Source organism: Kribbella sp. NPDC051137 (assembly GCF_040682535.1).
GTDB classification, from domain to species: Bacteria; Actinomycetota; Actinomycetes; order Propionibacteriales; family Kribbellaceae; genus Kribbella; species Kribbella karoonensis.
Map to the genome: position 1 here is coordinate 916435 of NZ_JBFBBI010000003.1, position 24692 is coordinate 941126.

Here is a 24692-nt window from a genome sequence, read left to right on the forward strand (position 1 = left end):
GCCTGTTAATTATACGCGATCAGGTCGGCTCCGCGCACGGTCAAGCGGTAGACCACCTTGTGGCCGTCGCGGAGACCGACGATCAGCCCGGCGTCCCGGAGGATCCGCAGATGCCTGCCCACAGTGCCGAGTGACAGCCCGAACTCTGCGGCCAGTTCGCTCGCGGTTCCCGGACGGGACAGCCGGTCGAGCAGTTCGGCCCGGCCCCGGCCGATCAACCGTTCGAGCGCGACCCGTCCGTCGGCCGGCGCCTCGACCGCGGCACGTCCGGCCGGATACACCAGCGCGCACCCGGCCGTGCTCTCGCACAGCCAGGTACCGCTCGCCAACGTCACCGGGACGAACTGCAGACCCTCGTCGCCGATCTGCCGGTCCGCGCCCGGACGATGAGTGAACTGGATGCCGTCGGCACCGACCCAGCGGCTCCGCCGGCTCATCCCCTCCAGCGCCGCCGGCCAGCCGAACGCCGCGAGCAGCCCGGCCCGGTACATCACCTCGCGCTCCAATGCGGTACGCCGACGCGGCCAGTCCGGCGCCACGTGTCGCGACCAAACCCCCTGCAACGCCGACGCCAGCTTGTCGCCGAGGCCGGTCGTATCGAGCCAGCGCAGGTCCTGGTCGATCCAGCTGTGCTGTGCCGACACCTCACATCCGGCCCGGATCTCGGCGTCGGTCATCGCGCGGACGAGTTCGAGCTCGGACGCCAGCGACGTACCCATGCCGCCGCCGGGCGGTAGCGCGACGGCGTCCGGCAGCCATTTCGTGTGGCTGAGCAGGTCGGCCAGGCCGCGTAGGAACGGGTCGCGGGCGAGCTGCCGGTCGAAGGACCTGGCCGGTCGGCCGCCGAGACCGTGCCGGAGACGGATCGCCGTCCCGACAGTTTCCGCGAGCGGCGACAACGCGAATCTCGACCGGGACAGGGCCAGCGGGCTCAGTCTGAGCAGGGTCAACTTTCGCCTCCTCGCGAAGGATTCGCGACGCCGGGGATCAGTCCGCATTCTTGCGCAGGTGTCCTCGCCGCTGCGCCGTCCGGCGTTCCGCTCGTTCGCCGCCGGCCGGCTGGTCTCGCTGCTGGGCAGCTCGATGGCGCCGGTGGCGCTCGCGTTCGCGGTCCTCGACGCGTCCGGCGATCCGTCGCAGCTCGGTGTCGTGCTGACCGCGCGGATGGTCCCGATGCTGTGCTTCGTGCTGATCGGCGGCGCGGTGGCCGACCGGATTCCCCGGCGTACGGTGCTGATCGCCGCGCATGCGGGCGGAGCGGCCGCCCAGGGTGCGGTCGCCGTACTGCTGATCACGCACCACTACGGCCTCGTCGTGATCAGTGTGTTGAGTGCGGTCAACGGGATCCTGGATGCGTTCACCTCGCCGGCTTTGCGCGGGCTGGTTCCGGAGCTGGTGGAGAAGGAACAGCTTCGGAAAGCGAATTCGTTGCTGAGCTCGATCCGGAACGCCACCAAAATCGTCGGCCCGGCTCTTGCCGGGGTGTTGGTGGCGACCGCCGGCAGTGGGCCGACGATCGCTGTGGACGCGGTCAGCTACCTCTTGGCCGCACTTCTCCTGAGCCGGCTGCGCGTGGCAGGTCCGACGACGCCGCGGACTGCGCCGGTGCTGAACGACGTACGGCGTGGTTGGCAGGAGTTCCGCAGTATCCGCTGGGTGTGGGCGGTCACGCTGTCGTCCGCGGTGATGAACCTCGCGCAGACGGGCGTGTGGCAGGTGCTCGGTCCGCCGCTCACCGGTGAGAAGTTGTGGGGCTTCACGCTGAGCGCTCGCGGCGTCGGTCTGCTGGTGATGAGCGCCCTCATGTATCGCCTGGTTCTCCGGCACCTGCTGCGGGCCGGTCAGCTGATGAGCGTCCTCGGTGCCTTGCCGCTGGTGGCGCTCGGTCTCGGTGCCGGGCCGCCGTGGGTTCTGACAGCTGCATTTGTCGCGGGAGCCGGATTCTCGATCTCGGGGATCAGCTGGGACACGTCGTTGCAGGAACACGTCGATCGCGGAGTCCTGTCGCGGCTCGCGTCGATCGACGACCTGCTGTCGTTCGTCGCGATCCCGGCCGGGACCCTGGCGGCAGGGCCGCTCGCCGATCGGTTCGGGGCCCGGGATGTCACGCTCGTCGCCGCGCTCGTCTACGGCGCCGCGGCCTTGGGATCGCTGCTCTTCAAGGACGTTCGGCAACTGCCGCACGGCGCCGAGCGATCGGACACCACCGGCGGTGGACTACCGTATCTCGCGTGAACACGTCCGCGGGAGGCGAACGGGCCTCGGGGCGGCGGGTCGATCTGAACGCCGACTACCAGCCGCTCCGGGAGCGGGTGCGAGACGAGATCCGTGAACGGATCATCAACGGCGAGTACGGCCCCGGCGCACGGATCATCGAGCGCGAGATCGCCGCCGAGCTCGGGGTGTCCCGGATCCCGATCCGGGAGTCGCTGCGGATGCTCGAGATCGAGGGCTTCGTCGAGGTCCTGCCGCGGAAGGGCGTGGTCGTCAAGCAGTTGTCGCAGAACGACGTTGTGAAGCTCTTCGAGGTCCGTGAGGCACTTGAGGTGTTGGCGGTCCGGCTCGCGGCGTCGAACGCGTCAGACGCCGACATCACCCGGCTGCGGAAGCTGCTGGAGCGTGCGGAGAAGGCGGACGGGAAGGGTGCCGTCGACAAGGTGCAGCAGGCGACGTCGACTTCCACGACGAACTGATCAAGATATGCGGGAATGAGCTCCTGGGCAGTCTGCTCGAGCCGTTGCAGGGCCGGCTGCACTGGCTGTTCCGCCAGAACGCCCGCCCGGGCGACCTGGTCGCCGAGCACCGGGAGCTGCTCGAGTCAATCGCCTCGCGTGACTCGGACCGAGCCGCCGAGACCGCGCTGGCGCACGTTCAGACGAACCGCGACCGCGCCCTCGCGTGGCTCTTCGACGCTGAAAGCTCCTAGCCCACAAGGCGATCAAGGACGCCTGCTGGCTGCGGCGGCCGATTTCGCCCAGATCGAAGGCCGTGCCGCGGTGCGGATTCCGCAGGCCGCGCTGGTGTTCGCCGACCGGAACGCGGTCGTGGAGGGGTATTGGGATGATCGGTCGGGCGGGCCGATGCCGGGGTGCGAGTGGCTCCGGGTGTACGGCGGGGATGGTTGTCCCGGGGTGGCGGAGTTCGCTCCGATCGAACTCGGTGCGGTGCTGGGCATCTCGAGCGGTGCGGCCGCCTCGCTGATCGGGGAGGCGCTCGCGTTGCGGCATCCTGCCGCGGGTGCGGGCGGCGGTGCTGGCCGGGAAGGCGGTCGCGTGGCGAGCCCACAAGATCGCCGATGCCTGTATGTCGTTGTCCCTGGAGGCGGCGGCGATCGTGGACCGGCGGGTCGCGGGAATCGTGAACAGCGTGACATCGGGGAAGCTCGCGGCGATCACCAAGGCCGCCGTCCGAGAGGCCGACCCCGCCCGGACGCAGGCTGATGCCGAGGCCGCGGCGCGGACCCGCGGTGTGTTCGTCGCCCAGTCGGATGTTGACGGCACGAAACGGTTCTGGGTGCGGGCCGCGGCCGGCGCGGTGATCCGGTTCGACGCCACCATCGACGATCTGGCCCGCGCATTGGCCGCGCTCGGCGACACCGACACTCTCGACCAGCGCCGTGCGAAAGCGATCGACTGGATCGCCGATCCGGCCGCCGCGCACCAACTCCTGGACGTTGCCCGCCATCTCGCCCGAACCCAACCGGTCCAGCCGACCTCCGCATCTGCCGCTACCAGCGCCAGCAGCGCGACTGACAGTGCCGCAGCGTCTGACACCGCAGATCCTGCATGCTCGGGTACTACAAGCTCTGGTGACAACGACTGCGGCGAGGATGACCACGGCGAGGTCGGCTTCTCTGATTCACCCGGTGAAGTCGGCGGTCCGGCGCGCGGTGACACAGACGCATTCACCCGTCGGATGCTGGCGGGCACGCTGCGGGTCCGGCTCGCCGCGATCAAGCAGGATGCCTACCGCAACGGTCTCGGCAAGGACAGCAGCCGGCGGAACCGGCACACCCTGTACGTGCACCTCACCGACAAGATCCTCGCCACCGGGATCGGCGTACTCAGGGTCGAAGAACTGGGCCCGCAGTTTGCGAGCCAGTTGGGCGAACTGCTCGGCCACGACCAGGTTGTGGTCAAACCGGTCATCGACCTGCACGACCAGATCAGCGTCCGCAGCTAAGAGATCCCGGACAGGATCCGTGAACGGGTGCGGCTTCGCCACCCAGTAGATATGTTCCCCTACGGCGGCGCCGAAGCCACCCCACGGATGGACCAAGACCACATCACGCCGTACGACCACAGTTGCTCTCCTGGTCGAACAGGCCGCTGGCGCAACCGACGCCTGCCCACCGGCGCCATCGAATGGAGCAGCCCCACGGATTCACCTTCTGCGTCGACCACACCGGCACCCACCCCTGCCCATCAACGGTCGGCGGATCCCGACCCACAGCCACCCTGGATGGTGAAGAGTTGGTTCGTTTCCGTAGTTCGCACGGCAAGGTGGAGCTTGGCACCTGAAGCAGCTTGGCTGTCGGTCAGCCGTACGCGACGCTGCTTCGTGAGTACATGCCCTGGACTGGGCACCTTGGTGCGTGCACAATTCCTCCAGGCTCAGCTGGGGGAGACTCGCTCATGGACACCGTCGCCGTCTATGCAAATCGTAATTTCCAAAGGCTGTACGTCGCCGCGTGCGCCCTCTTTGCGCTGATCGGCGTCTTGATGTTCTTTGGCGGGCATCCGGTGCAGGGGAGCTTCGTTTTCGTCGTCTTCGTCGCCGGAGCCGTCCTGCAAGGCAGTCAACTGATCAGACCAAAACCGTTGTTCGAGCTCACTCCCGGTGGGCTGCGGCCGACCATCGGCGGCGTGGCGCCGTGGCAGGACATCGAGGACGTGGGTGCCGGAATGCTTGGGCGGGCAGGCCAGGTGGTCGGTGTGCGGCTCTCCACCTATTCCGGTTACCTTCAGTCGCTGCAGGCGAACCCACCGACGAAGAATGGCAGGATCCTCTCGCTGACCACGAGGTTCGTCGCCCAGCCGGCCAAGGACGACCCGACACTCAACCGCCTCCAGAAGGAGCGCGTCGCCCTCCTGACCTGGAGCCGCAACAAGACCGGCGGTTTGGACATCTACTGGCCACAACGGCTGCTCCCCGAAACCACCCTCACGCAGATTCGCGCCTACCAAGCCGCCGTGCTGAACCCCCGGGAGCGCTGACCGAAGCGGTCGACGGCTGGTTCAATACATCATGGTCAAGGCCGTCCTCGGAAGCACCGTGTTCTTCTTCGCGGCACCGTGCGTGGTGGCCGGAGTGCTGCCGTGGTGGATCAGCGGCTGGGCCGCCCCGCGCTTCTGGCTGGGTTTCGTGGTCGTCGCGGCGGGCGCGTTCGTCGTGCTGCGGGCCTTCGTCCGGTTCGTCCGTGAGGGGCGTGGGACGCCGGCGCCGGTTGCGCCGACCGAGGAGTTGGTCGTCGGCGGGGACTACCGGTTCGTCCGGAACCCGATGTACGTCGGCGTGGTCGCGGCGATCGGCGGCCAGGCGTTGGTGTTCCTCGACTGGCGGGTCTTTGGGTACGGCGTGATCGCCTGGGCGGTGATGGCGTCCTTCGTGCGCTGGTACGAGGAGCCGGTACTGCGCGAGCGGTACGGGCGGCAGTACGACGAGTACTGCCGTGCCGTGCCGGCGTGGATTCCGAGGGCTTCACGTCGGTAGCGAGCGCCCTGGCGATATCTGACGCACGGTAGCTGGCCGATCACGCTGGTGCCTCGTTCACGTGTCGTCGCTGCAGCGGTGCAAAATTGCATGGTTAATTGTTTGCAGTGAGTGCAAGTTTCTGCCTAGCCTGGTCGGGTGGGGGCAGAGGGTGGGCTGCGGGAACGCAAGAAGCTGCAGACGCGGGCGGCGCTGGCCGAGGCCGCGTTGCGGCTCGCGCTCGAGAAGGGTCCGGAGCACGTCACGGTCGAGGAGATCGCCGAGGCCGCCGACGTGTCGGTGCGGACCTTCTTCAACTACTTCCCGCACAAGGAGCACGCGATCCTCGGGCGGAACCCGGAGCACCTCGTGCGCGCACTGGAGCGGATCCGTACCGCGCCGCCGTACGAGTCGCCGCTGACCACGCTGTGGCTCGTCGTGCGCGACGTACTGCGCGACCTGGAGAGCGACGGCGAGCTGTCCCGGCGGGGCGAGCTGATCATGGGTAGCCCGACTCTGTTCCACCAGCTGATGCTGACCAGCATCGACGACGAGCGGCAGCTGACCGCCGCGCTCACCGAGCGGATGGGCGAACCGGCCGGGGCGGTCCGGCCCGCGCTGATCGTCAGCACCGCCGGGACCGCCTGCCGGGTGGTGATGGAGCTGCACAAGACCGCTCCGGACCGCCCGGTCACCGAACTGCTCGACGAAGCGTTCCATCTACTTGCCCAAGGCATCGACACCGCCTTCGGTGCGGACAACCAGAAAGGCACCTCATGACGACGACCTCGTCACCCACTCCGGAACCCGTGGGTGCGGTCAGTCCCTCACTGACGCCGCGGCAGACGATCCAGGCCATGTCCGGCCTGATGATGGGCCTGTTCGTGGCGATCCTGGCCGGCACGGTGGTGTCGACCGCACTGCCGCGGATCATCCACGACCTGGGGGCGAGTCAGTCGTCGTACACCTGGGTCGTGACGCTCGAGCTGCTGACCATGACGGCGACCGTGCCGCTGTGGGGCAAGCTCGCCGACCTGTACAACAACAAGCTCCTGATCCAGCTGTCGCTGAGCTTCTTCGTGGTCGGATCGCTGGTCGCCGGCTTCGCGCCGAACATCGAGGTGCTGCTCGGCAGCCGGGTCCTCCAGGGCCTCGGCGGCGGCGGCCTGACCGCGCTGGTGCAGATCGTGATGGCCGCGATCATCCCGCCGCGCGAGCTCGGCCGGTACTCCGGTGTCTTCGGCGCGATCTTCGCGTCGGCGACCGTCGGCGGGCCGCTGCTCGGCGGCTTCCTGGTCGACTCGCCGCTCGGCTGGCGGGCCTGCTTCCTGATCGGCGTACCGTTCGTGATCGCCGCGATGATCCTGCTGCAGCGCACGCTGAACCTGCCGACGGTCCGGCGCGACGTGAAGATCGACTGGTGGGGCGCGGTGCTGATCATGGGCGGCGTCAGCACGCTGCTGGTCTGGTCGTCGTTCGCCGGCAACAAGTTCGACTGGGTGTCCGGCTGGAGCTTCGCGCTGGTCGGGGCCGCGCTGGTCGTGCTGCTGGCCGCGGTCCTGGTCGAGCGCCGGCACCCCGAGCCGATCATCCCGATGGACCTGTTCCGGAACCGCACGGTCACGCTGGCGATCGTCGCGAGCGCGCTGGTCGGCGTCGCGATGTTCGCCGGGTCGGTGTTCCTCGCGCAGTACTTCCAGATCGCGCAGGGCTACTCGCCGACCAAGGCCGGCCTGATGAGCCTGCCGATGATCCTCGGAATGATGACCGCGTCCACGATCGCCGGTGCGCTGATCACGAAGTACGGCCGCTGGAAGATCTACCTGGTCGTCGGCAGTGTGCTGCTGCCGATCGGGCTCGGGCTGTTCGGCACGATCGACGCGCAGACGTCGAAGTACATGCTGTGGGGCTTCATGCTGGTGCTCGGCGTCGGCATCGGCCTGGTGATGCAGAACCTGGTGCTCGCGGCGCAGAACGACGTACCGGCCCGGGAGCTGGGCGCGGCGACGTCGGCGGTCAGCTTCTTCCGGAGCATGGGCGGCACCATCGGCGTCAGCGTCCTCGGCGCGATCCTGGCGAACAAGGTCACCCAGACCCTGAACCCCGGCGGTGCGTCGTCGGGCGGCGGGAGCGCCGTACCGAACATCAAGGACCTCCCGGAGCAGGTGCGGGTCGTCGTCGAGAACGCATACGGCGACGCGACCGCGGATCTGTTCATGATGTCGGTCCCGTTCGCGATCCTGGCCCTGATCGCGGTCCTCTTCATCAAGGAGAAGGCGCTGCTCACCACCTCTGGTGCCGAGCGCCGCGCCGCCGAGGAGCCTGACATCCTGGACGCATGATTGTTGCGTTCAGTATCAGCCCCGCGGCAGGCGACGAGACCGGAGGCGTGAGCGAGGCGGTGGCCGAGGCCATCCGCGTCGTTCGCGCCTCCGGTCTTCCCAACGAGACCAACGCGATGTTCACGAACATCGAGGGGGAGTGGGACGAGGTGATGGCGGTGGTGAAACAGGCCGTGGACGCGGTCGCCGCCGTCTCACCCCGGGTGAGCCTGGTCCTGAAGGCCGACATCCGCCCCGGCTACACCGGCCAACTGACCGCCAAGGTCGAGCGCATCGAGCAGGCGTTGGGCTAGTAGTACGACTCCTCGCTGACGGCTCGAAGGAGGGCGGCGCAGGGGTCGTCCGGGTACGGCGCGAGCAGCCGCAGATTGGTGCGGAGTCCTGGATGCGCTGTGTTCCAGCGGCGGTTGAGGTACTCCAGCGTGGCAACACGCTCGGTCCGGGCGCGCTGGTTGCGGTGGTAGAAGTGGACTTCGATGCCGCGTTCTTCATGGGTCGCGACGAGGTCGACGCCCGGAACGGCGAGAGGCTCATCGGCAGAGGCCCAGTGCTCGTCGAGCGGCTTCGGGCGTACCACCGCGTTCAACGCGCCGGCGTGGGTGACGACGAAGTGGTTCTCGGGTTCGGTCAGCAGCAGCGTCTTCTTCGACACTGCGAGCCCGGGGAGGCGTCGACCGTTCAGACCGAGCTCGGTGAGCCGGACGGATCGGGACAGCCGGCCGTCCGCCGTACCGATCAGCAATTCGCTGGACGAGACGGCTGCCCAGCCTTCGGTGGTGGCGACCAGTCGGAGGCGGGCATCTGCCGACAACTGCGTCTGGCCGTCCGCGGAGGCCGACCACAGGCCGGCAGCGTCGATCCACACGACAGCCGTGGAACTACACGGTACGAGGCGGTGGGGGACTCCGATGGTCTCCACCGGGTGCCTCCTGTACACCTGCCCGTCGGGAACGCCGACGATGTCGATCCGGTGAGTGCCGTCGCCCAGTTCCAGGAACGCGGCAGCTCGTGACCAGCCCATCCCGATCCGGAGAGCTGTGGAGTCGAGCCGCATCAGATCGAGCAGACCCGGGTCCGCGGCCGTGGCGGTGACCCGTTCGACGGGCGCCGCACGGAACGCCGCCAGCAGCCGCTGGTCGTTCGGCCTCGACGGTCGCCAGGTCTCGGACAGTCGGTGCGCCAGCGTCACCGCTCTCGCGATCGTCGCTTGATTCAGCTGCTGCCACAGGATGCCGTCGTCAGTCTCGGGCAGGCGGTCGCCGGAGGACTCCGCGAAGCTGCGGAGCAGGTCGAACAAGCAGCCGTGGGTGACGGCGTCCCGGAGCCGGCGTCGCAGCAGGGCGTCAGCTTCGGCGTACGTCGCCCGTGCGTACGAGCCGTCCGGATCCATGGCCAGGTACAGCTCGACCTGGGCAGTCAGCAACCAGTACAGCGTCCGGTCGCGTGGGTCCGAAGGGGCCAGTAGGTGCTGACGGCAGAACTCGTGGAGGGTGGAGAGCTCGCAGGCCAGGTGGCAGATCTCGTCGACCAGCTCCTGGTCACCGGCCGCGAGAATCTTCGCCTGCGCGATCTGTGCCAGCGGATGGCGTCCGAACGATGCGGCAACGGGTGCGACGCTCCGCATCCTGGGAGTGAACACTTCCGCGGCCGGGGACTGGGCGAGCTCGGCCAGCGCGGACGTGATGTCTTCGCGTCCACCGACATGCTGTTCCAGCCAGCGTTTGGCGACACCTGCGTAGTCGAAGTCGCGCAGCAGCCAGTCACGCCACACCTCCTCGAACAGGTAATGCGGAGGTGGGCCGGCGAGTTGCCGGACCACCTCCGGATTGCCGCGGTGGGCGGCTCCGACCAGCGACCGGCGGGCGTCTTCTCCTTCCCACCTGGCGCTCCGGCCGGCGAAGAACGACCGAGCACGTCGCTCTGCTCGCAGCAGGCCGCGCACGTATTCCTCACTCGACACACCGCTCAGTATTGCCGCAGGACGGACCTCACGCGGGCGGATTGAGCGCGGCGACGACGTCGGCGTAGCGGTTCTCGCGCTCGGCGTCGCGGAGGAAGCGGACGCGGTTGACCAGGATCTCGTCGGCGTCCGGGTTGTCCTGCAGGAGCTGCATCGTCTCGTCGGCGAACTCCGCCAGCGGCATGGCGTGCGGGTCGTTCTCCTGGTCGAGCATCGTGGTCTGGACCGCCGGCGGGACGAGCTCGATCACCTGGAGGTCGAGTTGGTGGCGGAGACTCTGGGTGTAGCTGTGGACGGCCGCCTTGGTCGCGGAGTACGTCGGGGTCATGACCAGCGGCACGAACGCCAGGCCCGAGGAAACCGTCATGATCACGCCGTCCTCCCGCTTCCGCAGGTGCGGCGTGAAGGCCGTGACGGTGCGGATCGTGCCGAGCAGGTTGATCGTGATGATCTGCTCGGACAGCGCCAGGTCGTGGTTCCGCAGGTCCTCCGGCTGCATGATGCCCGCCATCGTGATCAGCACGTTGAGGTCCGGGTACTTCGCGGTGACGGTCTCGTAGGCGGCGGCGATCGAGGCGGGATCGGCGACGTCGAGCTCGATGCCGTCGATGTGGTCCTCGGCGGCGATCTTCTCGAGCAGATCCTTGCGCCGGCCGCTGATGATCACGGTGTTGCCGAGGTCGCGGAAACGGCGGGCGAGCTCGAGGCCGATACCCGACGTACCGCCGGTCAGGAAAATGGTGTTTCCGGTCGTCTTCATGGCTCCAGCCTGTGGCTGGATGCCGTCGGCAACCAGGCTGAGCCCAGCCACTGCTCGGCAAGCAGTGGATAACGCGTCGCGGCCGTGGAGACTGGATCCATGGAGTACTCCGACCTGTCCGACTTCCTGCGCAAACGCCGCGAGGCCCTGCAGCCCGAAGACGTCGGCATGCCGCGCGGACGCCGCCGCCGTACGCCGGGTCTGCGGCGTGAGGAGGTCGCCGCGCTGGCGTCGATGTCGGCCGACTACTACAGCCGGCTCGAAGGCGGGCGCGGGCCGCAGCCGTCGGTGGAGATGCTCGGCGCGATCGCGCGAGCGCTGCGCCTGACGCTCGAGGAACGCGACCACCTGTTCCTGCTGGCCGGCCACGGTACGCCGCCGCGCACCACCCACACCGACCATGTCGATCCCGGGATGCTGCGGATCCTCGACCGGTTGCAGGACACCCCGGCGATGCTGCTGAACCGGCACGGCGAGACCGTCGCACAGACCCGGGCACACGTCGCGTTCGCCGGTGAGCAGACCAACTACGACGGCTTCGAACGCAGCGAGGTGTATCGGTGGTTCGCCCATCCGGAAGAGCGTGCTCTGTACGCCGAGCCCGAGGTGGGCACGCACAGCCGGCTGCTGGTGTCGAAGCTTCGGACCGTCGCCACCATCGACGGCCCGAAGTCGTACGCCGCGTCGCTCGTCGCCGAGTTGCGGAAGCTCAGCCCGGAGTTCCAGGAGATCTGGAACGCGCACGAGGTAGTCGTCGCGCACAGCAAGACCAAGCACTTCCGGCACCCGTCGGTGGGTGAGCTGGAGCTGTACTGCGAACTGATCGACAACCGCGACCAGCAGCAGACCTTGATCGTCTTCACCGCCGAACCGGGCAGCGAAAGCGCCGAGAAACTGCAACTGCTGAGTGTCCTGGGCAGCCAGGCGATGATGCCCTAGATTTCCGCGCATGAGAATCCTGCGTGTGGCCGCTCTCGCGGCAGGAGGTCTGTTGTTGATGTCCAGCGTCGTACCCGCACAGGCGCACGGCGAGCCGTCGTACCGCTGGGAGCTGACGCCGACCGGAACGACGGCGCAGTTCCGCGGGCTGGCGGCGGTCAGTAAGGACGTCGCCTGGGTCGGCGGTACGGCGGGGACCGTGCTGCGGACGGTCGACGGCGGGAAGCACTGGCAGAACGTCAGCCCGGCCGGGGCCGAGACGCTGCAGTTCCGGGACGTCGAGGCGTTCGACGCGCAGCGCGCGGTGGCGCTGACCATCGGCGAGGGTGAGGACTCCCGGGTGTACCGCACCGCCGATGGCGGGAAAACGTGGTCGGAAACTTTCCGGAACACGGATCCGAAGGCGTTCTACGACTGCATCGCGTTCAACGATGCCAAACATGGTCTGGCGATGAGCGACCCGGTGGACGGGAAGTTCCGGATCGCGGCGACGTCGGACGGCGGGAAGTCGTGGCACGTGCAGCCGACTGACGGGATGCCGGCTGCGCTGCCGGGCGAGGCGGGGTTCGCCGCCAGCGGGACCTGTTTGGTGGCGGGCGCCGGGCGTACGGCGTGGTTCGCGACCGGCGGCGGTGACCGGCCGCGGGTGTTCCGGACCTTCGACGGCGGCCGGCGGTGGACGGTGGCGGACTCGCCGATGGCGAGCGGGGCCGCGGCCGGAATCTTCAGTCTGGCGTTTCGGAACACGTTGTTCGGCGTTGCCGTCGGTGGGGACTTCACCAAGCCGACAGAGGCGGTGAACGCGGCATCCGTGACGTACGACGGCGGGCGCACGTGGAAGCTGGTGCCGGCGGATCGCGCGCCGAAGGGGTACCGGAGCGGCTCGCACTTCGTGCCGTGGTCGCCGACCACGGTGATCGCGGTCGGCCCGTCCGGGAGCGACGTCAGCCTGGACGGCGGGCGCAGCTGGAAGCAGTTCTACGACGGCAGCTTCGACAGCGTCGAATGCGCCGGCCACGGCACCAACGCCGGCTGCTGGGCCTCCGGCGCCCAGGGCGCAGTAGCCCGCCTGACCCACTAGAACCCCACCTCCCCTAACCCCGCGCCCCACCATGGTGTGTGGGTGGGGGCGGGTGGGTGTTTATCGGTGTTCAGGTGGGCGACACTCGGTTGTCGGGCATCGGTCGGGGGTTTTCCGGGACGATGAGATATGCGTAAATTGCTGACCGTTCTCGTGGGGTTGCTGATGATGGTTCCTGGAGTGGGCGCGGCTCAGGCCGATGTCGGGCGTCCGGGCCGGCCCTTGACCGTGATGACCTACAACATCCACCACGGCGCCGGTATCGACGGCGTCCTCGACCTGGAGCGGATCGCCGTACTGATCGAGCAGTCCAAGGCCGACGTGATCGGGCTGCAGGAGGTCGACCGGCACTGGGACGCCCGGAGCAACTGGGTCGACCAGCCTGCCTGGTTCGCGCAGCGGCTGAAGATGCACTACGCGTACGCCGCCAACCTCGACCTCCCGCCGAAGAACCCGGGCGAGCCGCGTCGCCAGTACGGGACCGCGATCCTCTCGAAGTATCCGATCCAGGACTTCGAGAACACCCTGCTGCCGCTCTACCCGACCGGTGAACAGCGCGGCCTCGCGGTGGCGAACATCACAGTGCGTGGCGCCAAACTGCGGTTCGCGAACACCCATCTGACCAGCAACAACAACGCCGAGCGGCTCGAGCAGGCGCAGAAGGTGGTCGAACTGCTCAGCGGCTCGACGACCCCGACCCTGCTGGTCGGCGACCTGAACGCGATCCCGACGGCTCCGGAGATCAAGACCTTGACCGCCGTGTACGACGACACCTGGGCGGAGGTCGGCGACGGCCCGGGGTACACGATCGAGGCGGACAACCCGACCAAGCGCATCGACTTCCAGCTGCACAGCGACGGCCTGCGGCCGGTGCGGGCCGTCGTACCGGTGACGCCGGCCTCGGACCATCTGCCGGTGCTCGCCTCGTTCGTTCTCAGCTGAATCAAGCTCCGCGAAAACGCCCCTCCGGCACCGGCCGGAGGGGCGTTTTTGTGCGCCCACCTGCGTCTTCGCGGAATTACAAGCTTGTAGTTTGTCAAGCCGACACACGGGTGAAACAAAGTTACTTGTGTGAAAGCTGTTCCCAATGGGGCTGTAGGCAACTAGTGTCGCGTATGTGGTCCAGGAGGACCAAAAGTTCACGAACCCTGGGGAAGGGGTTCGTGACCGGCGGAAGGAACGATCCCGATGCGGACGCCCCCAAGGGCCACGTCCGGCGAACGGGTCGCGAGTGCTGGGAAGACCGGACGGGCAGGCAAGCTGCTGCTCTCCGGGGTGCTCGCGATCTGCTTGGCCGGCTCGATGGCCGTGCCCACGCTCCCGGCCGAGGCTGCCAAGCCGAAGCCGCCGGTGATCCCGTCCAAGGCCGCGGTCGCGCGGGCCAAGCAGGCAGCCGCCTCGAAGGCCGCGCAGGTCGCCAAGATCGAGCGTGAGCTCGCCGCCGCGAACGCGCGGCTCGAGCAGCTCGGCGTCCAGTCCGGGATCGCGGACGAGGCGTACAACGGGGCCGTCTACCGGCTCCAGCAGGCCAAGACCGCGGCGGCCGCCGCCGCGGCCCGTGCCGCCGAGGCGGAGAAGACGCTCGCCACCCAGCGGCAGCAGATCGGCCGCTTCGCCGCCGCGTCGTACCAGGGTGGCGGTGACGTCGCGAAGCTCGCGCCGCTGTTCACCGCGGACGGCCCGCAGCAGCTGCTCGACTCGGCCGGTGCGGCGCACTCGGTGTCGGCCGCGATGCAGGGCTCGTACCTGCGGTTCTCGGCCACCCAGGTGATGACCAACCTGTTCAAGGTGCAGGCCGACCAGGCGGTCGTGAAGGTCAAGAAGGCCGCCGACGAGGCGGCCGCGGCGAAGAAGGCCGCCGAGGCCGCGGAGGCGGCGCAGGCAGCCGCGGTGACCGCGATCGGGGTCCAGCGGAAGAACTCGATCGCGCAGCTCGCCGTGCTGCAGAACATCTCGGTCAAGGTCGCCGCTCAGCGGCAGAAGGGCCTCGAGGAGCTCGCCCGGATCAAGGCCGCCGAGGAGGCGGCCCGCAAGGCGGCCGAGCTGAAGCGGCGGATCGCGGCCCGGGAGGCCGCGGAGCGCCGTGCGGAGGCGGCCGAACGCGCTCGCGAGGAGAAGGAAGCCCGCGAGGAGGCCCGGAAGAACCACGGCAAGAAGCCGAAGCACCACAAGCCGTCGAACGACGGCAACAGCGGCGGCGGCGGTGGTGGCGGCAACAACGGTGGTGGCGGCAACAACGATGGTGGCAGCTCCTCGGGACACGGCGGCGGGTCGGCGGCGGTCAGGTTCGCGATGCGGCAGCTCGGCGACATGTACCTCTGGGGCGCGACCGGCCCGAACCGCTGGGACTGCTCCGGGTTGACGATGGGCGCCTGGGAGAACGCCGGCGTACAGCTCCCGCATTACAGCGCGGCGCAGTACGAGCAGATCCAGCACATCCAGGAGGACGACCTCCGGCCCGGCGACCTGATCTTCTGGGCCCAGGACCCGAACGACCCGGCGACCATCCACCACGTCGCGATGTACATCGGCGGCGGCATGATGATCCACGCGCCCCGCACCGGCAAGCCGGTCCAGATCGACAGCGTCTACTACTGGATCCCCCCGAACTTCTTCGGTCGTCCGTAGTACGCGCCGTGCGGCGGGCCGGCCGGTTGGGTCAGGAGATGCGGTAGAGGGAGCCGCCGGCGGAGATGCCGACGGAGGTGCGGACGCTGCCCAGGGCCAGGTCGATGATGGTTGTGGTCCCGGAGGTGCGGACCTTGTAGGTGACGCCTTGGGTCGCTCTGGCAGGAACGATGAAGGAGAGGATCGAGGCGGCGTAGCCGGACCGGGCGAACATCAGGGTGGGTGCGGAGTTGCGCGTGGTGATCTTGGGGTAGTGCCAGCCCTGGATGGGGCTGGTCTGGCCCTGCTTGATCAGGATCGCCCCGGGCGGAAGGGCCTGCTTGTAGGGCACTTGGAACAGGATTGTCCGCGTGCTGTCGCCGGGCTTCATCGCGAGCGCGGTGGTGCGGGAGTAGACGGTGGCCTTCTGGTCCGACGGCAGGTGCCACAGCGTCTGGAACTGCTGCGCCGTGGTCGAGGTCGCGCGGTCCAGCGCGATGATCATGTCGGGGTCCTTCAGCACGAGCACGGCCCGGGTGCGGTTGATCCCCGCACCTGGAACGTCTTTGAACTCGTAGAAGTCCGAGTTCGCTGAAACCGCGGAGCGCGTCAACTTCGTCGCCGGGTACTTCTCCGCGGACAGCGGTGTCGTCATCGTGCTGGCCGAGAACTGGCCCTTGGCCCACGTCCGCCACACGTCGTTCTGGTAGCCGGCATGGCCGCCGGTGATGAGAATGTCGCGGCCGCGCGCGGTGTAGGTGATGCCGGTGTGGTCGCTGTGGCCGTGCAGAGCGCGCGAGGGCCCGAACCGGATGCTGTACGTCGACTCCTGCGAGAACGGGCGGGTCTCTCCCCAGCCGGTGCGCCCGAAAACGTAGCCCGCGGAGTAGATGCCGACGCGCTGCTGCGGGGCGATTCCCTTGGTGCCGAGGGATCCGGCGTATTCGGTGGAGGTGCCGGCGAACTGTCCGGTGGCGATCAGTTCGGTGTCGCCGATCTGGTGCAGCTTGCCCAGTGAGTTCGTCGCGAGCGCGAGCCACTCCGCCAGCTTCGTCCGCCGGTCGGTGATCGTCGTGCCCGGATCGACCCCGCAGTCCTGCAGAACCGTGGCCGCCCGTCCCCACAGCGCGTAGTTGAACTGCGCATAGCCCGTCGACTGCTCGTTGGTCGCTCCCTGGTCGTCGATGGAGGTGGTGATGCCGGCGGCGAGGCGGTCCTGCGCGGTCTGCTTGTAGTCCGCGCGGTCCAGCGTGCAGCCGACGCCGAACAACGCGATGCTCTCGTCGGTGCCGTGGTTCCAGGCACCGGACCAGTTCGCGTTCAGGAACGAGGCGTGGTCGATCAGGGCCTGGTCGAGCCACGCATAGGCGGGCGGCAGCGTGGTTTGCCCGAGCCCGGACAAGACTGCCTGGCGCAGACAGATCAGCACGTTGGTCCGGTGCATCGTGGACTCCCACGCCCCGATGTCGGCCTTCCACGAGTACGGGTTGTCGGTGACCCAGTCCTTCGCGATCGCGGTGACCCGATCCATCGCGACAGTGTCACCGGTGCCGGCGGCGGTGATGCCCTGCCCGAGCCAGCGCAGCGAGTGGAGCCACATGTACCAGCTCGGGTTGTTGTAAGGGTTCAGCCGCCAGTTGACGTTGCCGTTGCCGTCGCCCACCTTGTACGGCGCGAACGTGCTCCAGGTGAAGGTGTCCTTGAGGAGGTTCGCTACCGGATTCGGGGCGTCGATCCCGCTGTAACCAGGACACGTGTACTTGCCGCCTGCCGCCAACGCGGTGCTGGAGGTGGTGAAGGCCTTGATGTCGGTCGCCGGCGCGGCGGTCGGCTTGACCACCGGGCTTCGGCCTGCGGCGAACTGGGCCACCTTCGGCTCCGGCAGATCCGGCCTGACGGCAATCCCGGCATGCCGGTCAACGTGGCGTGCCGACGAAGCAGCAGACGGCCCACCGCTGATCGCCAACGTCACCACGACGGCGGCAACCGAAGCCCCCGCGATCACCCCGGCCAACTTTGCAGACATCACAGCTTCCCCACCCTGTTCAAACCTTGATGCCGCTCCCCGCGGCCTCATCCCCCCGGCGACCGCATCATCGTTGTCAGCACTCTCCGCGTTACAGCCCCATCAGACGAGGCGGTGGCCGCCGTCGGTGTGGAGGACGGTGCCGGTGATGAAGCCGTTGCGGAGTAAGGCCAGGATGGCTTGGGCGATGTCTTCGGGACGCCCGATGCGGCCGACCGGCAGACGATCAGCCATTTCGGCAAGCCTTTTCGGGGCTTCGGAGCCGGCTACGTCCTGCCAGATAGGAGTGTCGACCCAGCCGGGGGAGACGACGTTCACGCGGAGCGGGGCCAGTTCGACCGCGAGTGCGGCGGCGAGGGAGGCGAGGGCGCCGTTGAGGGCCGCGAGCAACGACGCGCGCGGTCCGGGGCGGTACGCCGCGATGCCCGACGTGAACACGATCGACCCGCCGGGGGCGAGCCGCGGGGCGCCGTGCTTGGCGAGGAGCAGTGGTCCGATCAGCTTGGAGTCGATCGCGCCGCGGGCCGCGGTCACGTCGTACGAGAGGATCGGCTGGTAGGCGCCGCCGACGTCGGCCGCGGTGCTGACGATGTGGTCGATCGTCCCGGTGGTCGCGAACAGCCGCTCGATGTCCGGCTCGCGTCCGAGGTCCAGCTCGACGGTGTGTACGCCGAGCTCCCGCCGGACCGCGGCCAGCTTCTCCGGGGACCGCCCGGCGACGGTGACTTCGCTGCCCTCGGCAACGAGTTCGGCGGCGAGGGCACGGCCCATTCCTGAGTTTCCGCCGATGACGACAACGTGTTCCGGCACTGATTCTCCTTCGGTGGTTGACGTTTCGAGCCAACCACCGGAGTCGTCAGTCCACCACGACTTCCTGGCTAACGACCGTTAGGCCGGGGCTAACGGTCATCGCCCTCAGCACCGGATTGCTCGAGTCGGTGCGCCAGACCGCGGCGTACCGGGCGACCAGCGGGCGGCCTGCGAGCGGTCGCCAGACGACCTCCGCGTCCGCGGCGCGGCGCGACCCGAGGCTGATCGCGTCCCGCCGGACGAGCAGTGCGGACCGGAGCTGCGAGTGGCTCATGCTGATGTCGCTCAGCCGTACGCCGGGACCCAGGCGGCGCAGAGTCTCGTCGTGGAACTCCGGGGCGGAGGCGCGCGGTATCCAGATCAGCTCGAGACCGGTGAGGTCGTCGAGCCGGAGCTCGGGACGGTCCGCGAGCGGATGTGTTGCGGCGAGCAGGACGCCGAGCTCCTCGCTCGCCAGGTGCACGGAGGTGGTTGCTGCCGGCAACGTGACCGGCGTACGGACGAGGCCGAGGTCGATCTCGCCGTTGCCGAGCATCCGGAGCTGGTCGACGGTGGTGCCGGCCTGCAGCGTGACGGTGCTGTTCGGGAAGCGCTCGGTGGCGAGCTGTTCGAGGGCGGCCGGCAGCCGGCCGGGGATGCCGTTCAGCAGGCCCAGCCGGAGCACCGGCTCGTCCAGGCCGGCGGCCCGGCGGGTGTCCTTCAGCGCCAGGCCGGCCGCCTGCAGCGTCTCCCGTGCGCGGGCGAGGAAGACCTCACCGGCCGGGGTGAGCTCGACACCACGGCTGTGCCGGATCAGCAGCGTGGTGCCGACCTCGCGTTCGAGCTGTTTGATCTGCTGGCTGAGCGTCGGGGTGGAGATGTACAGCCGCTCCGCGGCCTTGCCGAAATGCAGTTCCTCGGCGACGCCCACGAAGTACCGCAACTGCCGAAGCTCCACCCGAACGATTATTTCAGGGAATCGCCACCAGTCGTCCCAGTGCGCTGCGGGCGTCGAGGGTTTCGTGGATCTCGACGACGTCGGCGAGCGGGTGGGTGGCATGGACGTACGGGCGGAGTTCGCCGGACTGCCACCGGCGGGTGACTTCGGCGATGTCGGCGCGGGCCGCGTCCGGGCGGGCGGTGCGCCAGCCCATGATCGAGACGCCGCTGACCGACTTGAAGCCGAACAGGGCGCCCGCGGGCACGGTCGGGAGCTCGGTGGTGATGGCGCCGTACGTGAGCATCGTGCCGAGCGGCCGGAGCAGCCCGAGGCCCTGCTCGAAGACCTTCCCGCCGACCGCGTCGAGTACCGCGTCGACGCCGTCGGGCGCGAGTTCGCGGACCTTGGCCGGCCAGTCCGGGTCGGTCAGGTCGACCGCCTCGGCTCCGAGCGAGCGGATGAAGTCCAGCCGGTGCGGGGAGGACGCCGTACCGATGATCGTCTTCGGGTCGTACGCGCGGGCGAGCTGAACGGCGAGGTGGCCGATGGTGCCGGCCGCGGAGTGGATGACCACCGTGCCGCCGGCCGGCAGGTGTGCGGTCTCGAGCAGCCGGAACGCGAGCGGCCCGGTCATCGGCATCATCGTCGCTTCGGCCGCGTCGGCGTCGTCCGGGATCGCGGCCAGGAAGGCGGCGTCCGCGAGCACCTGGTCCGCGAACGCGTCCTCGGCCAGCGATCCGACCCGCTGACCGACCGCGACCCCGGGTGGTACGTCGGGGCCGACGGCGGTGATCCGGCCGATCACCTCGCCGGTCAGCATGCCCGGGAGCGGCCGGTCCCACGGCGTGCCGCCGCGGCGCAGGACGGTGTCGATGGCGTTCGCGCCGATCGCCTCCGCCCGGATCAGGACCTGGCCGGGGCCGGGCTCGGGGACGGCGACCTCGTCGAGCTGGAGGACGTCGGGACCGCCGTGGCGGTGGTAACGCACAGCACGCATCGTGGGCTCTCCAAATAGTGGGTGCTATAAATAATGGGAGAATCCCACGATAACCGCGAGGAAAGGCGTTGCCAATAGAGTTGGTGGGGTGAAGAAGTCGCCGAACCATCGGCTGTCCGACCAGGTGCTGTTCGCGCTCGGCCGGGCGAGTCAGCATGCCCAGCGGCTGGTCCGGCAGCACATGACCGAAGGCGGCGTCCGGACGCTGCACTACCACGTGCTGGCGAGCCTGGCCGACGACGGCGAGGCGGTGCAGGCGACGCTCGCGGACCGGATCGGGATGGATCGCAGCGACCTGGTCACGCTGCTCGACGAGCTGGAGGAGCTGAAGATGCTGGCGCGGCGGGTCGACGCCGCGGACCGGCGCCGGAAGATCGTCGCGATCACGCCCGCCGGTGAGCAGCACCTGGAGGACATGGACCGGCTGATCCTCGGCGCGGAGGCGGACCTGCTGCAGCCGCTGACCGCGGCGGAACGCAAGACCCTGCTGAGCCTGCTCCGCCGCGTCTCAGGAGATTAGTGCCCGCCTTCGGCCTTCAGGCGGTTGAAGGAGGCGGTGATCTCCTCCTCGGCGGCCGTGCGGCCGACCCAGGTCGCGCCCTCGACGGACTTCCCGGGCTCGAGGTCCTTGTAGACCTCGAAGAAGTGCTGGATCTCCAGCCGGTCGAACTCCGGCAGGTGGTGGATGTCGCGCAGGTGCTCCTGGCGCGGGTCGCCGGCCGGGACGCAGACGACCTTGTCGTCCGGGCCCTTCTCGTCGGTCATCCGGAACATGCCGATCGCCCGGGCGCGGATCAGGCAGCCCGGGAAGGTCGGCTCCGGCAGCAGTACGAGCGCGTCCAGCGGGTCGCCGTCCTGACCGAGGGTGTCCTCGATGAACCCGTAGTCGGACGGGTACTGCGTCGCCGTGAACAGCGTGCGGTCGAGGCGCAGCCGGTTCGTCTTGTGGTCCAGCTCGTACTTGTTGCGGGTGCCCTTGGGGATCTCGATGAAGACGTCGAACTCCATACGGCAGATACTGTCACGGTTCCGACCGACCGAATGACAGGAGCAGCCCGGTGGCCCGACCTGCCCGTGCGGCATTCGTCACGCTTCTCGGTACGGCGCTGTGTGCCGGCCTGTGCACGAGCAGCGCCCGCGCCGTACCCGAGGCCGTGCAGCGCACGCAGCAGCAGGCGCCCGCCGTACTGGCCCCGGCCACCACGAAGGGTGCCGCGCCGACCGCGACGGGTGTCGCCGCCGCGCTTGCCCCGATCCTCAAGGACCCGTCGCTCGGCCCGCACCACGGCATCTACGTGTACGACGCCGCGCGCGGGAAGCCGGTGTTCTCGGTCGGCGCCGGTACGTCGTACACGCCGGCCTCCACGCTCAAGCTGCTGACCACCGTGTCGGCACTGGAAACGCTCGGCCCGGACCACACGTTCGCGACGAACGTGGTGAGCCTCGGGAAGGGCGCGATCGCACTGGTCGGCGGCGGTGATCCGCTGCTCGCGGTGAAGCCCTCCGCGAGCGACGGTTTCCCGGCCCGGGCCAACCTGCAGACGCTGGCCGCGAGTACGGCGAAAGCCCTCAAGGCGCAAGGCGTCGCGTCCGTCACCCTCGGGTACGACGCCACGCTGTTCAGCGGGCCGGCCGTGAACGCGCACTGGGAGGCCAACTACGTCCCCGAGGGTATTGCGGCGCCTACGTCGGCCCTTTGGGTCAACGAGGGCCGCATTGCTCCCGGTATGGCGAAGCGCTCGGCCTCACCGTCCCTGGCCGCGGCTCAGTCGTTCCAGAAGCTCCTGCAGCAGTACGGCATCAAGGTGGCTGCCGCCAAGCCGGTCGACGCGCCGTCCAACGCCGCGCTGCTGGCTCAGGTCAAGTCGCCCACGCTCGGGCAGATCGTGGAGTACATCAACCTGCACAGCGACAACGACGGTGCGGAGACGCTGCTGCGGCACGTGGGGATCGCTACCGGCAACGGCGGCTCGTACATCGGTGGCGTGAAGGGTGTACGCGCCACGCTGACCAAGCTGGGCCTGGATGTGTCCAAGGCGACCATCTACGACGGCAGCGGGCTCACACGGGCCAACAAGGTCCCGCTGGAGCTGCTGGCCGGTGCGGTCCGGGTAGCCGCGTCGAAGGACCACCCGGAGCTGCGGCACCTGCTGACCGGCCTCCCGATCGCAGGGTTCGACGGGAGCCTCCGGGAGCGGTTCACCACGGCCGGCACGAGCTTCGGGACCGGGCTGGTCCATGCGAAGACAGGGACGCTCACCAGCGTCCACAGCCTCGCTGGGTACGCCCTCGACCGCACAGGCACGCTCCTGGTGTTCGCGATCGCCAGTGACAGCGTTCCGGTGCCCAAGACCCTCGACGCGCGGGCAGCGCTCGACCGCGCCACGTCCGCGCTCGCGAATTGCGGCTGCTGATCAGCAGGCACATGTTGGGACATACCACTAGGGTCGTTGTATGAGTACGGCGGAAGGCGGGACCACGACCGAGATGGTCGACTGGCAGCTGGCGACCGGTGTGGCGCGGAAGCTGCTGCGCCCCGGTCCGGCGGTCAGCCGCGCGGAGGCGGACCAGGTGGTCGCCGACCTGCGGCAGTTCGCTGCCGAGTCCGAGGGACACGTCCGGGAGTTCACCGGGCTGCAGGCCACGTCGGCCAGCGCGCCGGTGGTGATCGTGGACCGGCCCGGGTGGGTACAGGCGAACGCGGACGGTTTCCGCACCGTCCTGCAGCCGCTGGCCGACAAGCTCCGCGAGAAGGCGGACCGGGCGGCTCTGGCGTCGGCGGTCGGCTCCCGGGTGACCGGGATCGAGGCGGGCGCGCTGCTGGCGTTCCTGTCGTCGCGGGTGCTCGGCCAGTTCGACCCGTTCTACCCGGCCCAGCCGGACCCGGACCGTCCCGGTGTGACGGGGCGCCTGCTGCTGGTGGCGCCCAACGTCGTACACGTGGAGTCCGAGCTGGACGTCGTCAAGCGGGACTTCCGGTTGTGGGTGTGCCTGCACGAGGAGACGCACCGGGTGCAGTTCACCGCCGTGCCGTGGCTCCGGGACCACCTGCGGTCGGAGATCGCTCTGTTCCTGGACCAGGCCGAGCTGGACGCTTCGGCGTACGCGGCGATGTTCCGGGAGGCCGTGCAGCGGCTGGGCCGGTCGGTGCGCGGCGAGGCCGAGCTGAGCCTGGTGGACCTCATGCAGTCCCCGGAGCAGCGTGCGGTGCTGGACAGGCTGACCGCGGTCATGTCGCTGCTGGAGGGCCACGCGGACTTCGTGATGGACGGGGTCGGGCCGTCGGTGATCCCGACGGTGGACAAGATCCGGGCCAAGTTCACGTCGCGGCGGGCCAGCGGGAACCCGGTGGATCAGTTGCTGAAGCGGCTGCTCGGCCTGGACGCCAAGCTGCGGCAGTACAAGGACGGTGCGGCGTTCGTACGCCGGGTCGTCGACCGGGTCGGCATGGAGGGCTTCAACCGGGTCTGGACCGGACCGAACACGCTGCCGACCAAGAACGAGATCGCGAACCCCGATGCCTGGGTCTCCCGACTCCACGGCTGAGGGCCTGGTCGCGCAGCGCCGCGGGAAGCTGCACCCCGCGGTTGCCCGGACCAGGGAGGCGGTGCGGGCAACGCTGAGCGAGCTGCCGCAAGGTACGACGGTCCTGGTGGCTTGCTCAGGCGGTACGGACTCGCTGGCGCTCGCGGCTGCCACCGCGTTCGAGGCTCCCAAGCTCGGGCTGCGGGCCGGCGCGGTCGTGGTGGACCACGGGCTGCAGGCCGACTCGGCCCAGGTGGCGGAGACGGCCGCTGAGCAGTGCCGGGTGCTCGGGCTGGACCCGGTCCGGGTGCGGGCCGTGACCGTGGGCTCGAACGGCGGGCCCGAGGCGGCGGCCAGGGCCGTGCGGTACGACGCTCTGCGTGAGGTGGCGGATGAGCTGGCAGCGGACGTCGTTCTGCTGGCGCACACGCGTGACGACCAGGCTGAGACCGTGCTACTCGGGTTGGGGCGGGGGTCCGGCGCGCGGTCGCTCGCGGGGATGGCCCCGGTCGTAGGGCTTTTGCGGCGGCCGTTCCTGGAGGTGCCACGGGCCACAACGGCGGCCGCGTGTGTCGCATCGGGGCTGCGGCCCTGGCACGACCCGCACAACGACGACCCGCAGTACGCCCGGGTCCGGGTGCGTCACGAGGTGCTCCCGGTGCTGGAGGAGGCGCTGGGACCCGGTGTGGTCGAGGCGCTCGCCCGTACGGCGGGCCTGCTGCGGGCGGACGCCGACGCGCTCGACCAGCTCGCCGCGGACGTTGCCGAGACCGCACTGAGCCGTACCGAGGGGCAGGTGCTCTGCGACACCGGCGTACTGCTGGAGGAGCCCGCCGCGATCCGTACGCGCGTCCTGCGTCAGGCCGCTCTGGAAGCCGGCTGCCGGGCCACGGACCTCACCGCCGGCCACGTGGCGGCCGTCGACGCGCTCGTCACCGACTGGCGCGGCCAGCGCTGGATCGATCTGCCCCAGGGCGTCCGGGCCGTCCGCCGGGGCGGATTCATCGCATTGGGTCCCGATGTGACAGGCTGACG

The 24692-nt window shown here is 69.2% G+C and carries 23 protein-coding genes and 1 pseudogene; 16 read left to right on the forward strand and 8 right to left on the reverse strand.

The genetic code is table 11. The features are described 5' to 3' along the window. Positions 1-5: 5 nt before the first annotated feature. Positions 6-950 (reverse strand): winged helix-turn-helix domain-containing protein, encoded by a 945-nt coding sequence (locus AB0M51_RS19530; protein WP_344197381.1) that lies wholly within the window; start codon positions 948-950, stop codon positions 6-8. Positions 951-1008: 58 nt separating this feature from the next. Here AB0M51_RS19530 and AB0M51_RS19535 point away from each other — a divergent pair, with 58 nt between their 5' ends. The 8 genes and pseudogenes from AB0M51_RS19535 (at position 1009) to AB0M51_RS19570 (ending at position 8326) form a co-directional block, all read left to right on the forward strand. Beyond that, complete coding sequence (locus AB0M51_RS19535; protein WP_344197383.1) at positions 1009-2235, forward strand: MFS transporter; 1227 nt, start codon at positions 1009-1011, stop codon at positions 2233-2235. A gap of 77 nt (positions 2236-2312) precedes the next feature. Continuing rightward, a pseudogene (locus AB0M51_RS19540) lies at positions 2313-2926 on the forward strand (GntR family transcriptional regulator). Between the two features lie 311 nt (positions 2927-3237). Further along, positions 3238-4182: a hypothetical protein gene (locus AB0M51_RS19545; RefSeq protein WP_344197385.1), complete on the forward strand. Its 945-nt coding sequence runs from the start codon at positions 3238-3240 to the stop codon at positions 4180-4182. 452 nt (positions 4183-4634) lie between these two features. Next, a complete protein-coding gene (locus tag AB0M51_RS19550; RefSeq protein WP_344197387.1) occupies positions 4635-5216 on the forward strand; it encodes a hypothetical protein in 582 nt (193 codons plus the stop codon). A 31-nt stretch (positions 5217-5247) separates the two neighbouring features. Continuing rightward, on the forward strand, positions 5248-5712 hold the full coding sequence (locus AB0M51_RS19555; protein WP_344197389.1) for an isoprenylcysteine carboxylmethyltransferase family protein: 465 nt from the start codon (positions 5248-5250) through the stop codon (positions 5710-5712). A 138-nt stretch (positions 5713-5850) separates the two neighbouring features. After that, positions 5851-6471: a TetR family transcriptional regulator gene (locus AB0M51_RS19560; protein WP_344197391.1), complete on the forward strand. Its 621-nt coding sequence runs from the start codon at positions 5851-5853 to the stop codon at positions 6469-6471. A 77-nt stretch (positions 6472-6548) separates the two neighbouring features. After that, positions 6549-8033: an MDR family MFS transporter gene (locus AB0M51_RS19565; RefSeq protein WP_344197392.1), complete on the forward strand. Its 1485-nt coding sequence runs from the start codon at positions 6549-6551 to the stop codon at positions 8031-8033. Further along, on the forward strand, positions 8030-8326 hold the full coding sequence (locus AB0M51_RS19570; protein ID WP_344197395.1) for a thiamine-binding protein: 297 nt from the start codon (positions 8030-8032) through the stop codon (positions 8324-8326). The genes AB0M51_RS19565 and AB0M51_RS19570 overlap by 4 nt, the downstream gene beginning before the upstream one ends. Here the strand turns inward: AB0M51_RS19570 and AB0M51_RS19575 are convergent. Together AB0M51_RS19575 and AB0M51_RS19580 are read right to left on the reverse strand one after the other, a co-directional pair. Further along, complete coding sequence (locus AB0M51_RS19575) at positions 8323-9993, reverse strand: hypothetical protein (protein ID WP_344197397.1); 1671 nt, start codon at positions 9991-9993, stop codon at positions 8323-8325. The genes AB0M51_RS19570 and AB0M51_RS19575 overlap by 4 nt on opposite strands. Before the next feature lie 28 nt (positions 9994-10021). Next, complete coding sequence (locus AB0M51_RS19580; protein ID WP_344197399.1) at positions 10022-10753, reverse strand: SDR family NAD(P)-dependent oxidoreductase; 732 nt, start codon at positions 10751-10753, stop codon at positions 10022-10024. A gap of 99 nt (positions 10754-10852) precedes the next feature. Between AB0M51_RS19580 and AB0M51_RS19585 the strand changes: the two genes are divergently transcribed. The 4 genes from AB0M51_RS19585 to AB0M51_RS19600 all read left to right on the forward strand — a co-directional run bounded on the left by AB0M51_RS19585 (position 10853) and on the right by AB0M51_RS19600 (position 15401). Then, the gene (locus AB0M51_RS19585; protein WP_344197401.1) at positions 10853-11692 is read left to right on the forward strand and encodes a helix-turn-helix transcriptional regulator; all 840 of its coding nucleotides are present in this window, start codon (positions 10853-10855) and stop codon (positions 11690-11692) included. A gap of 10 nt (positions 11693-11702) precedes the next feature. Then, complete coding sequence (locus AB0M51_RS19590; RefSeq protein ID WP_344197403.1) at positions 11703-12773, forward strand: YCF48-related protein; 1071 nt, start codon at positions 11703-11705, stop codon at positions 12771-12773. A gap of 129 nt (positions 12774-12902) precedes the next feature. Next, on the forward strand, positions 12903-13715 hold the full coding sequence (locus tag AB0M51_RS19595; protein ID WP_344197405.1) for an endonuclease/exonuclease/phosphatase family protein: 813 nt from the start codon (positions 12903-12905) through the stop codon (positions 13713-13715). A gap of 246 nt (positions 13716-13961) precedes the next feature. Further along, positions 13962-15401, forward strand: a complete 1440-nt coding sequence (locus AB0M51_RS19600; protein ID WP_344197407.1) for an NlpC/P60 family protein — start codon at positions 13962-13964, stop codon at positions 15399-15401. Positions 15402-15432: 31 nt separating this feature from the next. Here the strand turns inward: AB0M51_RS19600 and AB0M51_RS19605 are convergent, their stop codons facing one another. From AB0M51_RS19605 to AB0M51_RS19620, 4 genes are all read right to left on the reverse strand, one after another. Beyond that, positions 15433-17406, reverse strand: coding sequence for a heparinase II/III family protein (locus tag AB0M51_RS19605; protein WP_344197409.1), 1974 nt, complete (start codon positions 17404-17406; stop codon positions 15433-15435). Positions 17407-17508: 102 nt separating this feature from the next. After that, positions 17509-18216 carry an SDR family oxidoreductase gene (locus AB0M51_RS19610; protein ID WP_344197411.1) on the reverse strand — a complete coding sequence of 236 codons (708 nt, stop codon included), beginning with the start codon at positions 18214-18216 and terminating at the stop codon, positions 17509-17511. A gap of 46 nt (positions 18217-18262) precedes the next feature. Beyond that, positions 18263-19153: a LysR family transcriptional regulator gene (locus AB0M51_RS19615; protein WP_344197413.1), complete on the reverse strand. Its 891-nt coding sequence runs from the start codon at positions 19151-19153 to the stop codon at positions 18263-18265. Between the two features lie 13 nt (positions 19154-19166). Next, positions 19167-20132: a zinc-binding dehydrogenase gene (locus tag AB0M51_RS19620; RefSeq protein WP_344197415.1), complete on the reverse strand. Its 966-nt coding sequence runs from the start codon at positions 20130-20132 to the stop codon at positions 19167-19169. 88 nt (positions 20133-20220) lie between these two features. Here AB0M51_RS19620 and AB0M51_RS19625 point away from each other — a divergent pair, with 88 nt between their 5' ends. Further along, on the forward strand, positions 20221-20652 hold the full coding sequence (locus AB0M51_RS19625; RefSeq protein WP_344197417.1) for a MarR family winged helix-turn-helix transcriptional regulator: 432 nt from the start codon (positions 20221-20223) through the stop codon (positions 20650-20652). On the opposite strand, the gene AB0M51_RS19630 is transcribed toward AB0M51_RS19625, so the two are convergent. Further along, complete coding sequence (locus tag AB0M51_RS19630) at positions 20649-21140, reverse strand: inorganic diphosphatase (RefSeq protein WP_344197419.1); 492 nt, start codon at positions 21138-21140, stop codon at positions 20649-20651. The two genes, AB0M51_RS19625 and AB0M51_RS19630, sit on opposite strands and share 4 nt — an antisense overlap. A gap of 50 nt (positions 21141-21190) precedes the next feature. Between AB0M51_RS19630 and dacB the strand changes: the two genes are divergently transcribed. From dacB to tilS, 3 genes are read left to right on the forward strand one after another with little or no spacing between them, the layout of a single operon-like run. Then, positions 21191-22546: a D-alanyl-D-alanine carboxypeptidase/D-alanyl-D-alanine-endopeptidase gene (gene dacB, locus AB0M51_RS19635; RefSeq protein WP_344197421.1), complete on the forward strand. Its 1356-nt coding sequence runs from the start codon at positions 21191-21193 to the stop codon at positions 22544-22546. 40 nt (positions 22547-22586) lie between these two features. After that, positions 22587-23678: a zinc-dependent metalloprotease gene (locus AB0M51_RS19640; protein WP_344197423.1), complete on the forward strand. Its 1092-nt coding sequence runs from the start codon at positions 22587-22589 to the stop codon at positions 23676-23678. Then, positions 23650-24690, forward strand: coding sequence for a tRNA lysidine(34) synthetase TilS (gene tilS / locus AB0M51_RS19645; protein ID WP_344197425.1), 1041 nt, complete (start codon positions 23650-23652; stop codon positions 24688-24690). The genes AB0M51_RS19640 and tilS overlap by 29 nt, the downstream gene beginning before the upstream one ends. Positions 24691-24692 lie beyond the last annotated feature (2 nt).

Bases quoted from the DNA above. Each gene is read 5' to 3' on its own strand.
- AB0M51_RS19550 (WP_344197387.1), top strand. From the start codon at position 4,635: ATGGACACCGTCGCCGTCTATGCAAATCGTAATTTCCAAAGGCTGTAC.
- AB0M51_RS19555 (WP_344197389.1), top strand. From the start codon at position 5,248: ATGGTCAAGGCCGTCCTCGGAAGCACCGTGTTCTTCTTCGCGGCACCG.
- AB0M51_RS19565 (WP_344197392.1), top strand. From the start codon at position 6,549: ATGTCCGGCCTGATGATGGGCCTGTTCGTGGCGATCCTGGCCGGCACG.
- AB0M51_RS19570 (WP_344197395.1), top strand. From the start codon at position 8,030: ATGATTGTTGCGTTCAGTATCAGCCCCGCGGCAGGCGACGAGACCGGA.
- AB0M51_RS19580 (WP_344197399.1), bottom strand. From the start codon at position 10,753: ATGAAGACGACCGGAAACACCATTTTCCTGACCGGCGGTACGTCGGGT.
- AB0M51_RS19585 (WP_344197401.1), top strand. From the start codon at position 10,853: ATGGAGTACTCCGACCTGTCCGACTTCCTGCGCAAACGCCGCGAGGCC.
- AB0M51_RS19590 (WP_344197403.1), top strand. From the start codon at position 11,703: ATGAGAATCCTGCGTGTGGCCGCTCTCGCGGCAGGAGGTCTGTTGTTG.
- AB0M51_RS19595 (WP_344197405.1), top strand. From the start codon at position 12,903: ATGCGTAAATTGCTGACCGTTCTCGTGGGGTTGCTGATGATGGTTCCT.
- AB0M51_RS19600 (WP_344197407.1), top strand. From the start codon at position 13,962: ATGCGGACGCCCCCAAGGGCCACGTCCGGCGAACGGGTCGCGAGTGCT.
- AB0M51_RS19605 (WP_344197409.1), bottom strand. From the start codon at position 17,406: ATGTCTGCAAAGTTGGCCGGGGTGATCGCGGGGGCTTCGGTTGCCGCC.
- AB0M51_RS19620 (WP_344197415.1), bottom strand. From the start codon at position 20,132: ATGCGTGCTGTGCGTTACCACCGCCACGGCGGTCCCGACGTCCTCCAG.
- AB0M51_RS19630 (WP_344197419.1), bottom strand. From the start codon at position 21,140: ATGGAGTTCGACGTCTTCATCGAGATCCCCAAGGGCACCCGCAACAAG.
- AB0M51_RS19640 (WP_344197423.1), top strand. From the start codon at position 22,587: ATGAGTACGGCGGAAGGCGGGACCACGACCGAGATGGTCGACTGGCAG.
- tilS (WP_344197425.1), top strand. From the start codon at position 23,650: ATGCCTGGGTCTCCCGACTCCACGGCTGAGGGCCTGGTCGCGCAGCGC.